The following is a 16,685-nucleotide window of genomic DNA, read 5'->3' as shown; positions in this document are numbered from 1 at the left end:
ATTACCCAACCAAGATTGGGGAGGCACTAATGTATCTACCACAAGAGATTATTCGTAAAAAACGTGACAATAAAGAGCTAACAGCAGAAGAAATTAACTTCTTTATTCAAGGCGTAGCAAAAGAAACCGTTTCAGAAGGTCAAATTGCAGCGTTTGCAATGGCGGTATATTTTAATGAAATGACGATGCCTGAACGTATCGCATTAACATGTGCTATGCGTGATTCTGGCATGGTTATCGATTGGAGTCACATGAACTTTGATGGCCCAATTGTTGATAAACATTCAACAGGTGGTGTTGGTGATGTAACTTCATTAATGCTTGGCCCTATGGTTGCCGCATGTGGTGGTTATGTACCAATGATTTCTGGTCGTGGTCTAGGTCATACAGGTGGCACGTTAGATAAACTAGAATCTATTGCGGGTTACAACATTACTCCGAGTAACGATGTATTTGGAAAAGTAACCAAAGAAGCGGGTGTTGCTATTATTGGTCAGACTGGAGACCTAGCACCGGCGGATAAGCGTGTTTATGCTACTCGTGATGTGACGGCTACAGTGGATAATATTTCATTAATCACGGCGTCTATTTTATCTAAGAAATTAGCGGCTGGTTTAGATTCTCTTGTTATGGACGTAAAAGTAGGTTCTGGCGCATTTATGCCAACTTACGAAGCATCAGAAGAGTTAGCTAAATCAATCGTAGCGGTAGCAAATGGTGCTGGTACTAAGACGACAGCATTGCTTACTGATATGAACCAAGTACTAGCTTCAACTGCAGGTAACGCATTAGAAGTTCGTGAAGCAATTCGTTTCTTAACTGGTGAATACCGTAACCCTCGTTTATATGAAGTAACAATGGCACTTTGTGCCGAAATGCTAGTGATTGCTAACTTAGCAAAAGATGAGCAAGATGCTCGTGCTAAATTACAAACAGTATTAGATAACGGTAAAGCTGCAGAGTGTTTTGGTAAAATGGTCTTTGGTCTTGGTGGCCCTAGCGATATTATCGAAAACTACGATAATCATTTAGAAAGCGCGCAAATCATTAAACCTGTTTTTGCTGATACAACGGGTTTTGTTCATGCAATGGATACACGTGATTTAGGCATGGCTGTTGTCGGAATGGGTGGTGGTCGCCGTGTTGCTAGCGATACGATTGATTATGCTGTAGGGTTAAGCGATATGATTCGTTTAGGTCAAACTGCGGATAATCAACAACCACTTGCAATGATTCATGCTCGTAATGAAGAGCAATGGCAACAAGCTGCCAATGCAGTAAAAGCAGCGATTGTGATTAGTGAGAAACAACCAGAAGCGACTCCTGAAGTTTACCGTAAAATTCGCCCTGAAGATGTGTAAGGAATAAAACATGAAACGTGCAATAATTTTAGTTCTCGATTCATTTGGAATTGGTGCAGCAGGCGATGCTGATAAATTTGGTGATGTAGGTTCAGATACGATGGGCCACATTGCTGAGCAGTGTGATAAAGGATTAGCTGATAATGGAAACCGTAAAGGGCCACTAACGCTGCCTAATTTATCTAAACTTGGTTTAGTGATGGCAGGTAAAGAATCGACTGGCAAATTTTCTGCTGGTTTAGATGCAAACGCTGAAATTATCGGTGCTTATGGTCATGCTGCTGAGTTGTCTTCAGGTAAAGATACACCATCTGGCCACTGGGAAATTGCAGGTGTACCTGTTTTATTTGACTGGGGTTATTTCACTGATAAAGAAAACAGCTTTCCTAAAGAGCTAACAGATCGCATTTTAGAGCGTGCTAACCTTCCGGGTTATTTAGGAAATTGCCATGCATCGGGCACACAAGTGTTAGATGATTTAGGTGAAGAGCACATGAAAACAGGCATGCCTATTTTCTATACTTCTGCTGACTCTGTATTCCAAATTGCATGTCACGAAGAAACGTTTGGTTTAGATAACCTATTAACGCTTTGCCAAATCGCACGTGAAGAGCTTGAAGATTACAATATTGGTCGAGTGATCGCTCGTCCATTTATTGGTCCGGGTAAAGGTCAGTTTGAACGTACAGGTAACCGTCGCGATCTTTCTGTTGAGCCACCAGCGGCAACGATTTTACAAAAATTAGTCGATGAAAAGGGTGGTCAAGTTCATTCAATTGGTAAGATCTCTGATATCTATGCGGGTTGTGGTATTACGAAGAAAACCAAAGCTACGGGTATCCCTGCGTTATTTGATGCAACTAAAGAAGCAATTGAGCAAGCGGGTGACAATACTATCGTATTCACTAACTTTGTAGATTTTGATTCAGCATACGGACACCGTCGTGATGTAGCAGGTTATGCTGCAGCATTAGAATACTTTGATGGGCGTCTTCCTGAAATCATGGATATGCTACAAGAAGATGATATTTTGATCCTGACTGCCGATCACGGTTGTGATCCTACATGGCCAGGTACAGATCATACACGTGAGCATATTCCTGTTCTTGTTTACGGTCATAAGGTACCAGCAGGCTCATTAGGTCGTCGTGATACCTTTGCCGATATCGGTCAAACTCTAGCAGAGTATTTTGAAACCTCTGATATGGAATATGGAAAATCTTTCCTATAAAAATAAATAAGCAGTAGAGTCTTCTCTACTGCTTTTTTTCTATTTTAAGTAAACACAAAGGATATAAATTATGGCAACTCCACATATTAATGCTGAAATGGGTGATTTTGCAGACGTAGTACTTATGCCGGGTGACCCGATCCGAGCTAAATACATCGCTGAGACATTTCTTGATGATGTAGTTCAAGTATGTGATGTTCGTAATATGTACGGTTTCACAGGTACGTATAAAGGTCGTAAGATTTCTGTTATGGGCCATGGTATGGGTATTCCATCTTGCTCAATTTACATGACAGAACTGATTAAAGACTTTGGCGTTAAAAAAGTTATCCGTGTAGGCAGTTGTGGTGCGGTAAACGAAGGCATTAAAGTTCGTGACGTAGTTATTGGTATGGGCGCATGTACAGATTCAAAAGTGAACCGTATTCGCTTTAAAGACCATGACTTTGCGGCTATTGCTGATTATGAAATGGTTCGTAATGCAGAGCTAGCAGCGCAAGCTCGTGGTATCGATGTAAAAGTGGGTAATCTTTTCTCTGCTGAGTTGTTCTACACACCAGATCCAAGCATGTTTGACCTAATGGACAAATATGGCATCGTTGGCGTTGAAATGGAAGCTGCGGGCATGTACGGTGTTGCCGCTGAATACGGTGCAAAAGCATTAGCAATCTGTACTGTATCTGATCACATTAAGACTGGTGAGCAAACGACATCTGATGAGCGCGCAACGACATTTGATGAAATGATGCTGATTGCATTAGATTCAGTATTACTTGGCGATAAATAACACGCATAACGAAAACCGTTAGAAATAAAAAAGGCGATGAGGTTAATTTCATCGCCTTTCTTTTTATGCTTTACCACCAAACAATGTGGTGATTGGTTTGGAAGCGTCTTTTCTTTTTCTTAGTAACCCCATAATCAGCATCCCTGAAACCAAACTGATTGCGAGCATACCAAACATTAAACGGTCACTTTTGCGATAGTGGTGATTTGCAAAGCCGGTCAACGTTGATTTTTCAAATGTCACACGTAAAAAGCCAAGTAGATGGTCATCTTTAATGATAGGTTCAATCAACTGCTGACGACCAATACCATCAATAGACAATGGCGTATTTAATCCAGTAATTTGAGAAGCCGTTAGTGCATTATCACTTTTTCCTAAGATTCTACCTTCAGCGTCATATATTGTGGCATCAAAAACTAAACGCTCTTTAGCAAGGTTATTCGTTAACTGGAATAATGCTTCATGGTTATCTTCTTTAATGCTATCAACGGCAAATAAGGCCGCTTGTCGAGTCATTGTTCGGCTAAGATCTTGTAATTGTTTGTTTTGAATAACTTGGTTACTGTCACTGATGATCGTACTGTTGATCAAAATAAAGTAACTGAATGCCATTAGAGAAAGCAGCATCAATCCTTTAATGACAAAGTTTTGAGAAAGCATTACAACCACCTAATAAGATATGAATGCAGTAATTATACTGAATTTATCGAAAAAAAGCAGTTTATGTCATTTGCCTCTTGCTCTACTCCTCTTCAATCGGTATTTTTTAGACAGGACAAGAAAGGATGCAAATCATGGATAGGATAATCCCATTTTCAATAAAGAAACACATACCATTATTAAATCGTTTTAGTTCAACCTTAACAACGACGCAATTCGACGTTAAAAAAACAGGTTGGATTATTTACGGTCCTCAATTATCACCTCGTCATTTTGATGATATCGATTTTTTTGTCGGTTATAAAACGCAACTAATTAAAACTTGGAAAGTTGGTTATTACGAAGTTGCAGCTATAGCTGGTGCGCTTACAGAAGAGCATAAAATTATCGTTGATGCGCTCGGTTTAGATTACGCAGAGATGAAAGATATTCCTGATCTATCAAAACCAGGGATCATTTTATTTGACATGGATTCAACGGCGATTGAAATCGAATGTATTGATGAAATAGCGAAATTAGCGGGTGTTGGTGAGCAAGTTGCAGAAGTAACAGAAAGAGCAATGCAAGGGGAATTAGATTTTAAAGAGAGTCTGATTCAACGTGTAGGTACTCTAGCCGGAGCTGATGAAGCTATTTTAGCTAAAGTAAAATCAGAGTTACCTTTTATGTCTGAAATCAGAGAGCTGGTTGCTACCATGCATAAATACGGTTGGAAACCGGCTATTGCCTCTGGTGGCTTCACTTATTTTTCTGATTATTTAAAACAAGAACTCAATCTTGTGCATGCACAATCGAATCAGCTGGAGATTGTTGATGGCAAACTTACCGGTAAGGTTCTTGGTGAGATTGTCAGTGCAGAGACTAAGGCACATATTTTAGTTGAGCTTGCTGATAAATATGACATAGAGATCAGTAATACGGTTGCTGTTGGTGATGGTGCTAATGATCTGGTGATGATGGAAGCTGCTGGTCTTGGTATTGCCTATCACGCAAAACCTAAAGTGCAAGAGCAAGCACAAACCGCAATCAGATATGCTGATTTAGGTGGTGTTGTTTGTATTTTATCAGCTTCGTTATTGTTCAGTAATAAACTGAGTTGGTAGCGACTTATATTGTTTTTACCAAAATGGACTTCTTATATGAAGTCCATTTTTTCGTTAGAATAGACTGAAAGAACTACCCTAACTCAAGTCGAATTAAGACTTCATCCGTTATGTCAGCGATTTCACCACAACCCACAATGCTTGATAATTCATCTTCTAATGCTCTCGCGTAATGGATAGCGTATTGAGCTAATTGGCTTAATTCCACTTCAGAGGTGGTGGAAAGTGCATTTTTTACTGCTGTCGTGGTTACGCGTATTGCTAAAAACTCACCGTGTTCTTTTGCTTTTTTAATGAAGGTTAAACGATCATTGTATGATGAAAACTCTTGTAGCATACGCGTGAATACTGATTTTATTTTTCCATCTTTGACAACAACAGCAATGTAGATTTCATGATGGTGAGATCGTTGATTGGCTGGTGTTTTCAATGGATTAACTAACAATTGTTGTACTCTCGATTTAAAAATAGGCTCTAAATTTAAATGTTGCTCATTACCTAATTGTAGCCAGATTTTATTTAATCGATTTAAAGGGAAGTTAACCCCAATACAACGCGTTTTAATTTTATGGTTATCCTTTTCAATAAAGAAAGGCGTTGTTGTTAGTTTATTTAGTAATAATTGATGCATTATTTTCAGCATATCAATCGATGGAAGTTGTTCATAATCAACAGGAAGTCTTTCTATGTTGTGCTGTATTAATCGACTCAAGAAAGCCTTGCTTTTTTGAGTTTGTAAACTGTCTTCAATTTGTAGTTGAAGATTCAATCCATTTGAATTTACTTTTAATACTCGATAAGTAATACGGCTTAATGGTGTATTTTTATCAAGACTTTGCAGTTCATTAAACGTTATTTTTACGTCAGATTTTTTGGTTAGCAAAGCGGGTTTATCGAGTAATATCGATAAGCCATTGGTTGAAATATCTTGAGTTCTTCCTTTGATTTCACCAATTGTAGGATGAGTAAGAGTAATTAAGGTTTCGTAATTAAATCTCGGTTCAGTTCTACGAGGCGTTGAATCGTAATATAACGCAGGATCTTGAGCCATTGGCGTCAAAGAATGGCGGTATGGATTTAATACCTTAGCTTCAAGGTTTGGTTTTTCTGTTAACAAGTAATCTTTCTGAGTATCAGGTAAACTGAGTTCAGTTAAAATCCCCATATGCGTTAAAGTAGCCAGCACTTTTTCCATTTCAGGAGCGACGGTTAATAAGCGTTCTTTGTCACCTTTTTCTAATTCGAAAAGAGAAAGACGAATGACTTTCCAGCTTTTTCTTTTTGCTCCCACATGCCAAAAGAGTTGGCGCTCTTGTTGCGTGGCTTCTGATGACATCATGGAATAGAAGAGTTCTTTATCTTCATGATCGTGTTTAAAGCTATAAAAATGAGTACGACTGGCTCTTAACCCTGGTTTGGTTAAAAACTGCATACGCTCTGATTTAAATAAATGATGGATTACTGGCTGATTTTTTTCATCGTGCCAGTGCTTCCAAAGTGATTCATTGTGATCAGTAATAACAGCATACTTCAAGGTATCCCCAGAAAAGAAAAGAGGGATATTAGTGGTATGTTTTAAAAAACAGTGCTCATAGCCTTGTGTACGAGCTCGAACTATTTGATCTTTTTGATCATGTACAGTTCGTCGTTTATTTTTATTTAGTTTCTCTTCAATGGCTTGAGCAATAACATCGTGGTTTGATTCCATTTTTAATCGTAACCATCGATAACTATCACTTTCTTCGCTATCGTGAATGCCAAGAATACGGTAAGGGAAGTCGCCATTGAGTTCTTTTATGCCTGTGTCTTTTGCAAGGTTAGGGAAGCTAACTTGTATGATTTGTCCCAAACCATATTCAAAAGCAGTAGGCACTTTGATACGAGCACCAGAAGAAGAAAGATCGCTACTTGTACCATGGATTAAATTTCCATTTGGTAGCAGTACTGTAACTTGTGTAGACATGCGCAGACGGTTTTCACTACGGGTTAGGTAGTGTCCAAATCGAATTAATTTGGCTTTGAATAGATTGTTTTCGTCTTTATCATCAGTCGCTGCTAATTGTTCTTTATTTTTATGAAGAACACGGAAGTTATTACGTGTATTGGTTAAGGCTTCCCATACACCAACAGTATAGCTACCGAAGCGCTCAATACTTTTGTGATAGGTATTAATTGCAACATCATCAAGCCAGTGAGTGTATCCATCCAGCTCATATTGGTGACACTGGCCTTTTACTCGACCTCGTAAATCAATATGTTTGGTGCAAGGTGCCATAATGCGTTTTAATTCAATTTTTACAATTAAATGCACAGATGGATGTTCATGAGACATAACTTGTTCGCAAACCAGATTAAAATCAGGTTCACCAAATACGGGAATAAGTTGTTCTACGTAGCTTTGATATTCTTCTTGCTGCATGATTTCTGGTACAGTAATAACAATCTAGTGGGTTTATCGGCAGAATTGCTCGTTTATTTAACAATGATACGTTAAATAGTTATAACCCATCACTTTTATTTGATTTATATGTCGGTGATATATGGCAAAAGCAAAACGCGCCTACGTTTGTAATGATTGTGGGGCAGACTTCCCTCGTTGGCAAGGACAGTGTAATGCTTGTGGGGCATGGAACACGATTACAGAGGTTCGTTTGGCTGCTTCTCCACAAGTTGCTCGTAATGAACGTTTATCTGGTGGTTATGCGGGCTCCACTACAGACTCAGAAGTTCAAACCTTATCTAGTATTGATTTACAAGAAGTTCCTCGGTTCAGTAGTTCGTTTAAAGAGTTTGACCGCGTTCTCGGTGGTGGCATTGTTCCTGGTGCTGCAATTTTGATTGGTGGTAATCCAGGTGCAGGTAAATCTACTTTACTTTTGCAAACCATGTGTCGTTTGGCTGCTGAAATGCCAACATTATATGTTACTGGTGAAGAATCGTTACAGCAGGTAGCAATGCGAGCTTCTCGTCTTGGTTTGCCAAAAGATAATTTGAAAATGTTATCTGAAACCAATATAGACAAGATTTGTCAGGTTGCAGAGAAAGAACAGCCAAAAATAATGGTTATTGATTCTATTCAAGTAATGCATGTTGCAGACGTGCAATCATCACCGGGCAGCGTCGCGCAGGTTCGTGAGTCAGCAACCGCTTTAACTCGATATGCTAAGCAAAACAATGTAGCTATTTTCTTAGTGGGTCACGTAACCAAAGATGGTACTTTAGCTGGTCCTAAAGTATTGGAACATATTATTGACTGTTCTGTGTTACTTGACGGTAGTGCAGATAGCCGCTTTAGAACGCTTCGTAGTCATAAAAACCGTTTTGGAGCTGTTAATGAGCTTGGGGTTTTTGCTATGACAGGCCAAGGCTTAAAAGAAGTTAATAACCCATCAGCCATTTTCTTATCTCGTGGAGAAGAGGAAACCTCTGGTAGCTCAGTGATGGTTGTGTGGGAAGGAACACGACCGTTACTTGTAGAGATACAAGCTTTAGTCGATTACTCTCAGCTTTCCAATCCTCGCCGAGTTTCTGTTGGCTTAGATCAAAACCGTTTATCTATGCTATTAGCGGTTTTACATAAACATGGTGGTTTGCAAATGGCTGACCAAGATGTGTTTGTTAACGTGGTTGGTGGCGTTAAGGTTGCCGAAACCAGTGCGGATTTGGCTCTTATTATGGCGCTACTATCTAGTTTTAAAGACCGCCCATTAGCCAAGGATGTAGTGGTCTTTGGTGAAGTTGGTCTTGCAGGTGAGATTCGTCCAGTTCCAAGTGGGCAAGAGCGTTTAATGGAAGCATATAAGCATGGCTTCAAAAAAGCGATTGTACCTGCTGCAAACATGCCAAAAGGTGGCATAGAAGGAATGCAAATTCATGGCGTTAAGAAGCTATCTGAAGCAATTGATGCTTTTGATGAACTTTAACTGAGGCTTTGAATTCGGATTTCTGCATTATTTTATTTGAAAATGCAGAAATTCATCTATAATTTTCAGGGGCAGAGGCCACATTAGAACCATTTTGGTAGAAAATTCTATGCAAAAATAGAACAAAGCATATACCAATTGACAGTTTGTGTTATACTCTGCGCGCATTTTATATCCTATTAATAGAGTAAAACGATGACTGATTTATCTAAATACAGAAACATTGGTATTTTCGCGCACGTTGATGCGGGTAAAACCACAACTACTGAACGTATCCTTAAGCTTACTGGTAAAATCCATAAGATTGGTGACACTCACGATGGTTCAACTACTACTGACTTCATGGAGCAAGAAGCTGAACGTGGTATCACAATCCAGTCAGCAGCAGTAAGCTGTTTCTGGAATGATCACCGTCTAAACGTTATCGATACTCCTGGACACGTTGACTTCACAGTTGAAGTGTACCGTTCTCTAAAAGTACTTGATGGTGGTATCGGTGTATTCTGTGGTTCTGGTGGTGTTGAACCTCAATCAGAAACTAACTGGCGTTACGCGAACGAATCAGAAGTATCTCGTCTAATCTTCGTTAACAAACTAGACCGTATGGGTGCTGATTTCTTCAGCGTTGTTGACCAAGTTAAGAAAGTACTAGGCGCAACTCCTCTAGTTATGACTCTACCAATCGGCCGCGAAGAAGACTTCGTTGGTGTTGTAGATGTTTTAAACCGTCAAGCATTTGTATGGGATGACACAGGTCTTCCTGAAAACTACGAAATCCAAGATATCCCTGCTGATATGGTTGATGACGTAGAAGCTTACCGTGAAGAGCTTGTTGAAACAGCTGTAGAACAAGACGACGACCTAATGGAAGCGTACATGGAAGGTCAAGAACCTTCTATCGAAGAGCTTAAGCGTTGTATCCGTAAAGGTACTCGTGACCTAGCGTTCTTCCCAACTTTCTGTGGTTCTGCGTACAAAAACAAAGGTATCCAACTAATCCTAGATGCTGTTGTTGATTACCTACCAGCTCCAAACGAAGTTGAGCCTCAACCTCTAACTGATAAAGATACTGGTGAAGAGACTGGCGAAGTTGCTATCGTTTCTGCAGACGAACCATTCCGTGCTCTAGCATTTAAGATCATGGATGACCGTTTCGGTGCTCTAACTTTCGTACGTATCTACTCTGGTAAACTGAATAAGGGCGATACAGTTCTTAACTCAGCAACTGGTAAAACTGAGCGTATCGGCCGTATGGTTGAGATGCAAGCTGATGAGCGTAACGAATTAACTTCAGCTCAAGCTGGTGACATCATCGCTATCGTTGGTATGAAAAACGTACAAACTGGTCACACTCTATGTGATGTTAAACACGAATGTACTCTTGAACCAATGATCTTCCCTGTTCCAGTAATCTCTATCGCTGTTGCTCCAAAAGACAAAGGCGGTTCTGAGAAAATGGGTATCGCGATCGGTAAAATGGTTGCAGAAGATCCATCTTTCCAAGTTGAGACTGATGAAGAAACAGGTGAAACAATCCTTAAAGGTATGGGTGAACTTCACCTAGACATTAAGGTTGATATCCTTAAGCGTACTTACGGTGTAGACCTAGTTGTTGGTCAACCACAAGTTGCTTACCGTGAAACTATCACTCAAGCAATTGAAGATAGCTACACGCATAAGAAACAATCTGGTGGTTCTGGTCAATTCGGTAAGATCGATTACCGTATCAAACCAGGTGAAGCTGGTACAGGCTTTACGTTCTCATCTTCAGTTGTTGGTGGTAACGTACCTAAAGAATTCTGGCCTGCAGTTGAGAAAGGTTTCGCATCTATGATGGAAACTGGTCCTCTAGCTGGCTTCCCAGTACTAGACGTTGAAGTTGAACTATTCGACGGTGGCTTCCACGCAGTGGATTCATCTGCAATCGCATTTGAAATCGCAGCTAAAGGCGCATTCCGTCAATCTATGCCTAAAGCAGGTGCTCAACTTCTAGAACCAATCATGAAAGTTGACGTATTCACTCCTGAAGATCACGTTGGTGATGTTATCGGTGACCTTAACCGTCGTCGTGGTATGATCAAAGATCAACAAGCTGGTCTAACTGGCGTACGTATCAAGGGTGATGTACCTCTTTCTGAAATGTTCGGTTACATCGGTACTCTACGTACAATGACTTCTGGTCGTGGTCAGTTCTCTATGGAGTTCTCTCACTACGCACCATGTCCAAACAGCGTTGCTGAAGAAGTAATCGCTAAAGCTAAAGAAGAGAAAGCGGCTAAGTAATTAGCACTTAAATCTTTATAGTTATTAAAAAGCCCCGTAAGTGCAAACTTACGGGGCTTTTTTTGTTATTGGTTTCTTTCTTTATGACGCTGTAGTTTCAGATAAATATTTTCAACACGTTCACGAGCCCAATCAGTTTTACGTAAAAATTTAAGACTTGATTTAATGCTTGGGTCTTTTTTAAAACAGTTAATGTTTACCATATAACTTAGCTCTTCCCAGCCATAGTGTTCTACTAATTCAGTAAGTAACTTCTGTAATGTAATACCGTGTAGCGGGTTATTTTGTTGAGTCATAATTAATGCCATTGAATAAGAATATAAAGTAAGTATATCACTATGAAGGTAGTAACAATAAAAAAGGGAGCGATAGCTCCCTTATTACTTAAGATGGTAATGACTTAGCGTTTAAATGAAACAGTCTCTGCTTTATCTAACGTAATCGTAGTCGTTGCTGGTTGAGTTTCTGATATTACTTTACCGTGGCGAATAGAGAAACGAACCGGAACTTGGCGACGTAGAGCATCAAATCCATTTTCAGCAGGCAAGATAATTAGATTACCCGGTTTGCCTTCTTCGATACCGTAGTTATCTTGAATATTTAGGGTTCGAGCCGATTTATAGCTGATTAGATCAAGACCTTGGTTAATTTGATCGTATCCCATGATTTGACATACATGTAGCCCCATATGAAGAACTTGTAGCATGTTAGCTGTGCCTAACGGATACCATGGGTCAAATACATCGTCATGGCCAAAACAAACGTTAATATTGTTTGCTAGCATCTCTTTTACACGTGTAATACCGCGGCGCTTAGGGTAATCGTCAAAACGACCTTGTAGGTGGATATTAACTAGTGGATTCGCAACAAAGTTGATACCAGACATACGAAGTAAGCGGAACAAGCGAGAGGCATAAGCACCATTATATGAATGCATTGCTGTTGTATGACTTGCTGTTACTTTTTCACCCATATTGAATTTATGAGCAAGAGCGGCAACAGTTTCAACAAAGCGTGATTGTTCATCATCGATTTCATCACAGTGAACATCAATTAGACGGTCATATTTTTTCGCTAATTCAAAAATATAGTGAAGAGATTCGACACCGTATTCACGAGTAAACTCAAAATGAGGAATAGCGCCAATAACATCTGCGCCTAGCTGTACTGCCTCTTCAAGTAATTCTTTACCATTAGGGTAAGAAAGAATGCCTTCTTGAGGAAAAGCAACGATTTGGATATCAACCCATTCTTTCATTTCTTCTTTTACTTCAAGCATTGCTTTTAATGCAATCAGTGTCGGATCTGAAACATCGACGTGAGTACGAACGTGTTGAATACCATTAGCAATTTGCCATTTTAATGTTTGTTTAGCGCGTGTTTTTACATCTTCAATAGATAATAGTTCTTTACGCTCAGCCCAACGTTCAATTCCCTCAAATAAGGTACCTGAAATATTCCAGCTTGGTTCGCCAGCTGTTTGAGTTGTATCTAAATGAATATGAGGTTCGCAAAATGGGGCGTTGGCTAAACCACCTTCAGCATCAAGAATGTCACCAGAATAGGAGAGTGCTTGCTCATTGTCAGTAATGGTTTTGAATTGACCATCTTCAATCAAGATCTGAAATAAACCTTCTTGATCTCGTAGAGCTACGTTTTTTATTAATAAATTAGTCATTGCTGTATCTTCTATACTGTTTCTGTTTCAGAAATCGATTTTTTGTTAATCATTGGGTTTAGTAATAGGTAGCTAATCGCTCCGCCTAATACAGCGTTTACAGGAACAACGCCCGGTAAGAATTTACCAGCGGCAACACCAATGGCTACTGCGATAATACCTGCCCAGTTAATGGTTTGGAATGCTGCGTTATTAAAATTTAGGTAGCGTTTACGGTTACTAAAGAAGTCCGCAATGATAACACCACCAATAGGTGGAATCGCTAAAGATAAGAACGTTAACCAACCTACAAAGTTATTGTATAACCAAAGTGCGCAAACAGTACCAATTAGACCATTTAGCATAGAAACATATTTACTCGGTAAACCAGTAATATTTGAAAAACCAAGTCCAGAAGCGTATAGCGCATTGTCATTTGTCGTCCAAATATTTAGGCCTAATACGATAATTGCAGGGATTAATAACCCTTGTGCAATCATTACTTCTGAAATATCAGACTGACCAGTAACAGAAGCGCCAGCAGCACCAAAGATGAACATTAAAGAATTACCGATAAAGAAAGCTATCATTGTGATAGCAACGGCCCCCATTGGTTTTTTACCAAAACGAACGAAGTCAGCCGTTAAGGTTCCGGCACTTACAAAAGAACCAACAACCATGGCAAGAGCAACCGAAAAGTCCATAGGTTCTGCTGGTTGAATTTTTTGAAGCTCAGCAATGCCACCAATACTATCAACAGCACTAAATACCGAGTATCCACCTAAAATGGCAATTGCAGGCACTGCAACCATAGATAAAATCATTAGAGCAGATATACCGAAGTAAACAGTGACGGTCATTAATAGACCAGAGATAACAATGAGAGCGTTGGTATCTATGCCTGTGGCTTTTTGTACTGGGATAGCGAACATTGCAACACCAACACCAAACCAACCAACTTGAGTACCACCGAGAAGTAGAGAGGGAAGCCAAGAGCCTTTAGAGCCGAAAGAAAAACGAGCGAGGAGATGAGTAGAGAGACCAGTTGAAGCGCCGATGTAACCAAGAAAAGAAGTGTAAATGCCGAGGATTAAATTACCAATAAGAACAGCGAGGAAGAAATCATTAAAAGAAAGTCCGGTCCCAAGTGAACCGCCTGTCCACATACTTGCCGAGAAAAAAGTGAGTCCTAACATAACTAAAGTTAAGGAAACGACGCCTTTTCTGGCTGTCTTAGGTACAGGCCCTAAGCTGTAATCATTGTCGTGAGACATATGCAATCCTCGTCTGTATTGAATGTATTTTGGTCAAGTTTTTGACAAACGGACGAGAGTCTAAAGAAAATTATATTATTGTCAATAATGTAATCTTGGTTTTTGTTTTGTTTTAGAGTGTTTTTTATTTATCTATTTGTATTATAAGTGTTTATTAGTTTTGATTTATTGCTTATGTTTTTTGTTAAACGGTTGCTTTATCTTTTATTTTGTAGGAAATAGATTGTTGGTTCTAATTTTTGATTTTTATAAATAAAAGATGGTGTGATGTTTTTTATCTTGGTTGGATTTGAGTTTTTAGTGTGTAAAAAGCAATAGTAATCATAAAAATTATATCTTTTAGATAAAACAAAAGCCTTAAAGTGTTACTTTTAAGGCTTTTGTTGTTTTTACTTGGTTATTGTCTATTTTTTGCTTGTTAAGTGTAAGGTTTTATCCGGTTATTCCCAGATTATTTTTTTATCTTGAGGCCAGTTAGATGCAAATTCATGGTAATTTTTCTCTAGTACGTGGCGTTTTATCTTTAAAGTCGGTGTTAAAATGCCATTTTCAATGCTCCAAGGCTCTTTTATCATTAAGATGCCTTTTAGCTTTTCATGTGACTCTAAACCATCATTAATTGTCTCAAGGTTTTTAAGAGCGGTTCTTTCATAACGAGCTTGATCAAAATTAGGATAAGCATGAGGTACTGCTAATAAAATAGGACCAGGTAGACCTGAGCCTATTAAACACATCATTTCAAGATTACTTAAATCAAAGATGCGTTTTTCAATTGGTACAGGAGCAACGAATTTTCCTTTGGCTGTTTTGAATGTGTCTTTTTTCCTACCTTGGATAGTTAAAAAGCCCTCAGAATCAATAGATCCAATATCACCTGTATGGAGCCATCCATCTTTATTAAAGGTTTCAGCGGTTGCTTCATCATTTTTATAATAACCAGCAAACAGGCTGTCACCTCTAACTAAAATTTCTTCATCGTCTGCAATTTTTAATTCAACACCAGGTCCTGCTGCACCGACACTACCGACTTTATCTGAACGGTATGGATGATTCAGTGTGCTATAGGCAAACGTTTCTGTCATTCCCCATGCTTCGGTAATGTTTAGGCCTATACTCTCATACCATTTTAATAAACTTGCAGATACAGGAGCTGAACCACAACCCAGTACACGTGCTTTATCAAGCCCTAAGCCATCTGCTAACTTACGTTTTATTAATCCACTGACGAATGGGATTTTTAATAAAATAGCTAATTTCTTTTGTGGCAACTTATCTTGAATGCGTTGTTGGAAAACCGTCCATAATCGTGGGACTGAAATAAATAAAGTTGGGCGATGCATTTTTACATCATCAATAAAAGTATCTAAAGATTCAGGAAAGGCGGTTTGGATCCCTCCAAAGAAAGCTGAACCTAAAATATATACTCGCTCAGTGATGTGAGCTAAAGGAAGATAAGAGAAGAGCCTGTCATCTTGCTGCATGCCAATGTGATTAATTAAATGTTTTGAAGCGTGACTGAATCCGCCAAAGGTCAGCATTGCTCCTTTTGGTAAACCAGAAGTACCAGAGGTATACACAATAGACATTAATGTATTGTCATTATGCTCAGCTTTAAAATTAGAAGGGCTATGAGTGGCTAATAAAACTTCAAATTGATATTGACACTTGGCTGCAGAGTCATAGTCAAAAGCGATGGTTAATATATCGGGTAAGTTAGTGATTGCCTGTTGTGTTGCTTCACTATTATCAAGTTTACCTACAATAAGTACCTTGCTTTCACTGTGCGTTAAACAATGCTCTATGGTGTCGAGCCCTGCTGTTGGAAAAATAGGAACACTCACAAAATCCCCTAACATTAAGGCCAGATCAGTGATAAACCATTCGGCACAGTTTTTAGAGATTAATGCTACTCTGTCTTTTGGTTTAATGCCCATCTCTTGCAGTGCGCTCACAAGACGCAATGCCTTATCAACAACATCAGCAAAAGAATAGTCTGTAAATTCTCTGTTTTTTATTTGACGAAGAAATAGGTCATGTGGCTTTTTCTCTGCCCATTCGAGCATCGCCTCATGAGGGAGTTGAGGGTTGGTTTTGTGGTCAAAAAATGGCTGATTCATGGCTGCATCCTGCGATTATTATTATTTGTTGTTAATATAATGTTAAGTAAATATCGTTTTATTAGATCAGTCAAATTTTAATCAAAATAATGAGAACTTTATAAGTGAGTATTTACCCTAAAGTCGGATGATTGATAGGTATAAAAAAGCCTGCACATAAAAGCTAATGCCGCTCGCTTAACAGCTAGTGGCTCTTTTTTTATAAGGGTAGCGCGGTGCTTTATAAAGCACTTGTCGCGGAAATGGTTTTCGCTTTCTTTTCTTTGGCAGGATTAGACGCTTTCCGCTT

12 protein-coding genes are annotated in these 16,685 nt (G+C 39.1%); 6 read left to right on the top strand and 6 right to left on the bottom strand.

Annotation, left to right across the window (positions count from 1 at the left end; translation table 11 throughout):
• The first annotated feature begins 29 nt into the window (after window positions 1-29).
• The 3 genes from deoA to deoD all read left to right on the top strand — a co-directional run bounded on the left by deoA (window position 30) and on the right by deoD (window position 3,379).
• Window positions 30-1,361, top strand: a complete 1,332-nt coding sequence (gene deoA, locus HC728_RS06700; protein WP_005417710.1) for a thymidine phosphorylase — start codon at window positions 30-32, stop codon at window positions 1,359-1,361.
• Window positions 1,362-1,371: 10 nt separating this feature from the next.
• Window positions 1,372-2,592: a phosphopentomutase gene (locus HC728_RS06695; RefSeq protein WP_063656120.1), complete on the top strand. Its 1,221-nt coding sequence runs from the start codon at window positions 1,372-1,374 to the stop codon at window positions 2,590-2,592.
• A gap of 70 nt (window positions 2,593-2,662) precedes the next feature.
• A complete protein-coding gene (deoD, locus tag HC728_RS06690) occupies window positions 2,663-3,379 on the top strand; it encodes a purine-nucleoside phosphorylase (RefSeq protein ID WP_005417712.1) in 717 nt (238 codons plus the stop codon).
• A gap of 63 nt (window positions 3,380-3,442) precedes the next feature.
• Here deoD and HC728_RS06685 read toward each other — a convergent pair whose 3' ends face one another.
• Window positions 3,443-4,039, bottom strand: coding sequence for a YtjB family periplasmic protein (locus tag HC728_RS06685; RefSeq protein WP_005417713.1), 597 nt, complete (start codon window positions 4,037-4,039; stop codon window positions 3,443-3,445).
• A gap of 134 nt (window positions 4,040-4,173) precedes the next feature.
• Between HC728_RS06685 and serB the strand changes: the two genes are divergently transcribed.
• On the top strand, window positions 4,174-5,142 hold the full coding sequence (serB, locus tag HC728_RS06680; RefSeq protein ID WP_065597943.1) for a phosphoserine phosphatase: 969 nt from the start codon (window positions 4,174-4,176) through the stop codon (window positions 5,140-5,142).
• A gap of 73 nt (window positions 5,143-5,215) precedes the next feature.
• On the opposite strand, the gene HC728_RS06675 is transcribed toward serB, so the two are convergent.
• Complete coding sequence (locus HC728_RS06675) at window positions 5,216-7,561, bottom strand: PilZ domain-containing protein (protein WP_065597944.1); 2,346 nt, start codon at window positions 7,559-7,561, stop codon at window positions 5,216-5,218.
• A gap of 121 nt (window positions 7,562-7,682) precedes the next feature.
• Between HC728_RS06675 and radA the strand changes: the two genes are divergently transcribed.
• Together radA and fusA are read left to right on the top strand one after the other, a co-directional pair.
• Complete coding sequence (gene radA, locus HC728_RS06670) at window positions 7,683-9,065, top strand: DNA repair protein RadA (protein WP_005417762.1); 1,383 nt, start codon at window positions 7,683-7,685, stop codon at window positions 9,063-9,065.
• Window positions 9,066-9,260: 195 nt separating this feature from the next.
• Window positions 9,261-11,348 carry an elongation factor G gene (gene fusA, locus HC728_RS06665; RefSeq protein ID WP_005417763.1) on the top strand — a complete coding sequence of 696 codons (2,088 nt, stop codon included), beginning with the start codon at window positions 9,261-9,263 and terminating at the stop codon, window positions 11,346-11,348.
• A gap of 65 nt (window positions 11,349-11,413) precedes the next feature.
• Here the strand turns inward: fusA and HC728_RS06660 are convergent, their stop codons facing one another.
• The 4 genes from HC728_RS06660 to HC728_RS06645 form a co-directional block, all read right to left on the bottom strand.
• The gene (locus tag HC728_RS06660) at window positions 11,414-11,644 is read right to left on the bottom strand and encodes a VF530 family DNA-binding protein (RefSeq protein WP_005417766.1); all 231 of its coding nucleotides are present in this window, start codon (window positions 11,642-11,644) and stop codon (window positions 11,414-11,416) included.
• 104 nt (window positions 11,645-11,748) lie between these two features.
• Window positions 11,749-13,026, bottom strand: coding sequence for a cytosine deaminase (locus HC728_RS06655; protein ID WP_065623110.1), 1,278 nt, complete (start codon window positions 13,024-13,026; stop codon window positions 11,749-11,751).
• 11 nt (window positions 13,027-13,037) lie between these two features.
• The gene (gene codB / locus HC728_RS06650; protein WP_065604960.1) at window positions 13,038-14,279 is read right to left on the bottom strand and encodes a cytosine permease; all 1,242 of its coding nucleotides are present in this window, start codon (window positions 14,277-14,279) and stop codon (window positions 13,038-13,040) included.
• Window positions 14,280-14,719: 440 nt separating this feature from the next.
• Window positions 14,720-16,396: an AMP-binding protein gene (locus tag HC728_RS06645; protein WP_065623107.1), complete on the bottom strand. Its 1,677-nt coding sequence runs from the start codon at window positions 16,394-16,396 to the stop codon at window positions 14,720-14,722.
• Window positions 16,397-16,685: the final 289 nt, after the last annotated feature.

The sequence above is a fragment of the Aliivibrio sp. S10_S31 genome (genome assembly GCF_014694495.1).
Taxonomy (GTDB): domain Bacteria; phylum Pseudomonadota; class Gammaproteobacteria; order Enterobacterales; family Vibrionaceae; genus Aliivibrio; species Aliivibrio fischeri.
This window is presented reverse-complemented; position numbering and strand designations above follow the sequence as displayed.

Coding starts and splice junctions, on each gene's coding strand:
- HC728_RS06655 (WP_065623110.1), bottom strand. CDS start 13,026: ATGACTAATTTATTAATAAAAAACGTAGCTCTACGAGATCAAGAAGGT.
- deoD (WP_005417712.1), top strand. CDS start 2,663: ATGGCAACTCCACATATTAATGCTGAAATGGGTGATTTTGCAGACGTA.
- HC728_RS06675 (WP_065597944.1), bottom strand. CDS start 7,561: ATGCAGCAAGAAGAATATCAAAGCTACGTAGAACAACTTATTCCCGTA.
- HC728_RS06645 (WP_065623107.1), bottom strand. CDS start 16,396: ATGAATCAGCCATTTTTTGACCACAAAACCAACCCTCAACTCCCTCAT.
- HC728_RS06695 (WP_063656120.1), top strand. CDS start 1,372: ATGAAACGTGCAATAATTTTAGTTCTCGATTCATTTGGAATTGGTGCA.
- codB (WP_065604960.1), bottom strand. CDS start 14,279: ATGTCTCACGACAATGATTACAGCTTAGGGCCTGTACCTAAGACAGCC.
- radA (WP_005417762.1), top strand. CDS start 7,683: ATGGCAAAAGCAAAACGCGCCTACGTTTGTAATGATTGTGGGGCAGAC.
- HC728_RS06685 (WP_005417713.1), bottom strand. CDS start 4,039: ATGCTTTCTCAAAACTTTGTCATTAAAGGATTGATGCTGCTTTCTCTA.
- HC728_RS06660 (WP_005417766.1), bottom strand. CDS start 11,644: ATGACTCAACAAAATAACCCGCTACACGGTATTACATTACAGAAGTTA.
- deoA (WP_005417710.1), top strand. CDS start 30: ATGTATCTACCACAAGAGATTATTCGTAAAAAACGTGACAATAAAGAG.
- serB (WP_065597943.1), top strand. CDS start 4,174: ATGGATAGGATAATCCCATTTTCAATAAAGAAACACATACCATTATTA.
- fusA (WP_005417763.1), top strand. CDS start 9,261: ATGACTGATTTATCTAAATACAGAAACATTGGTATTTTCGCGCACGTT.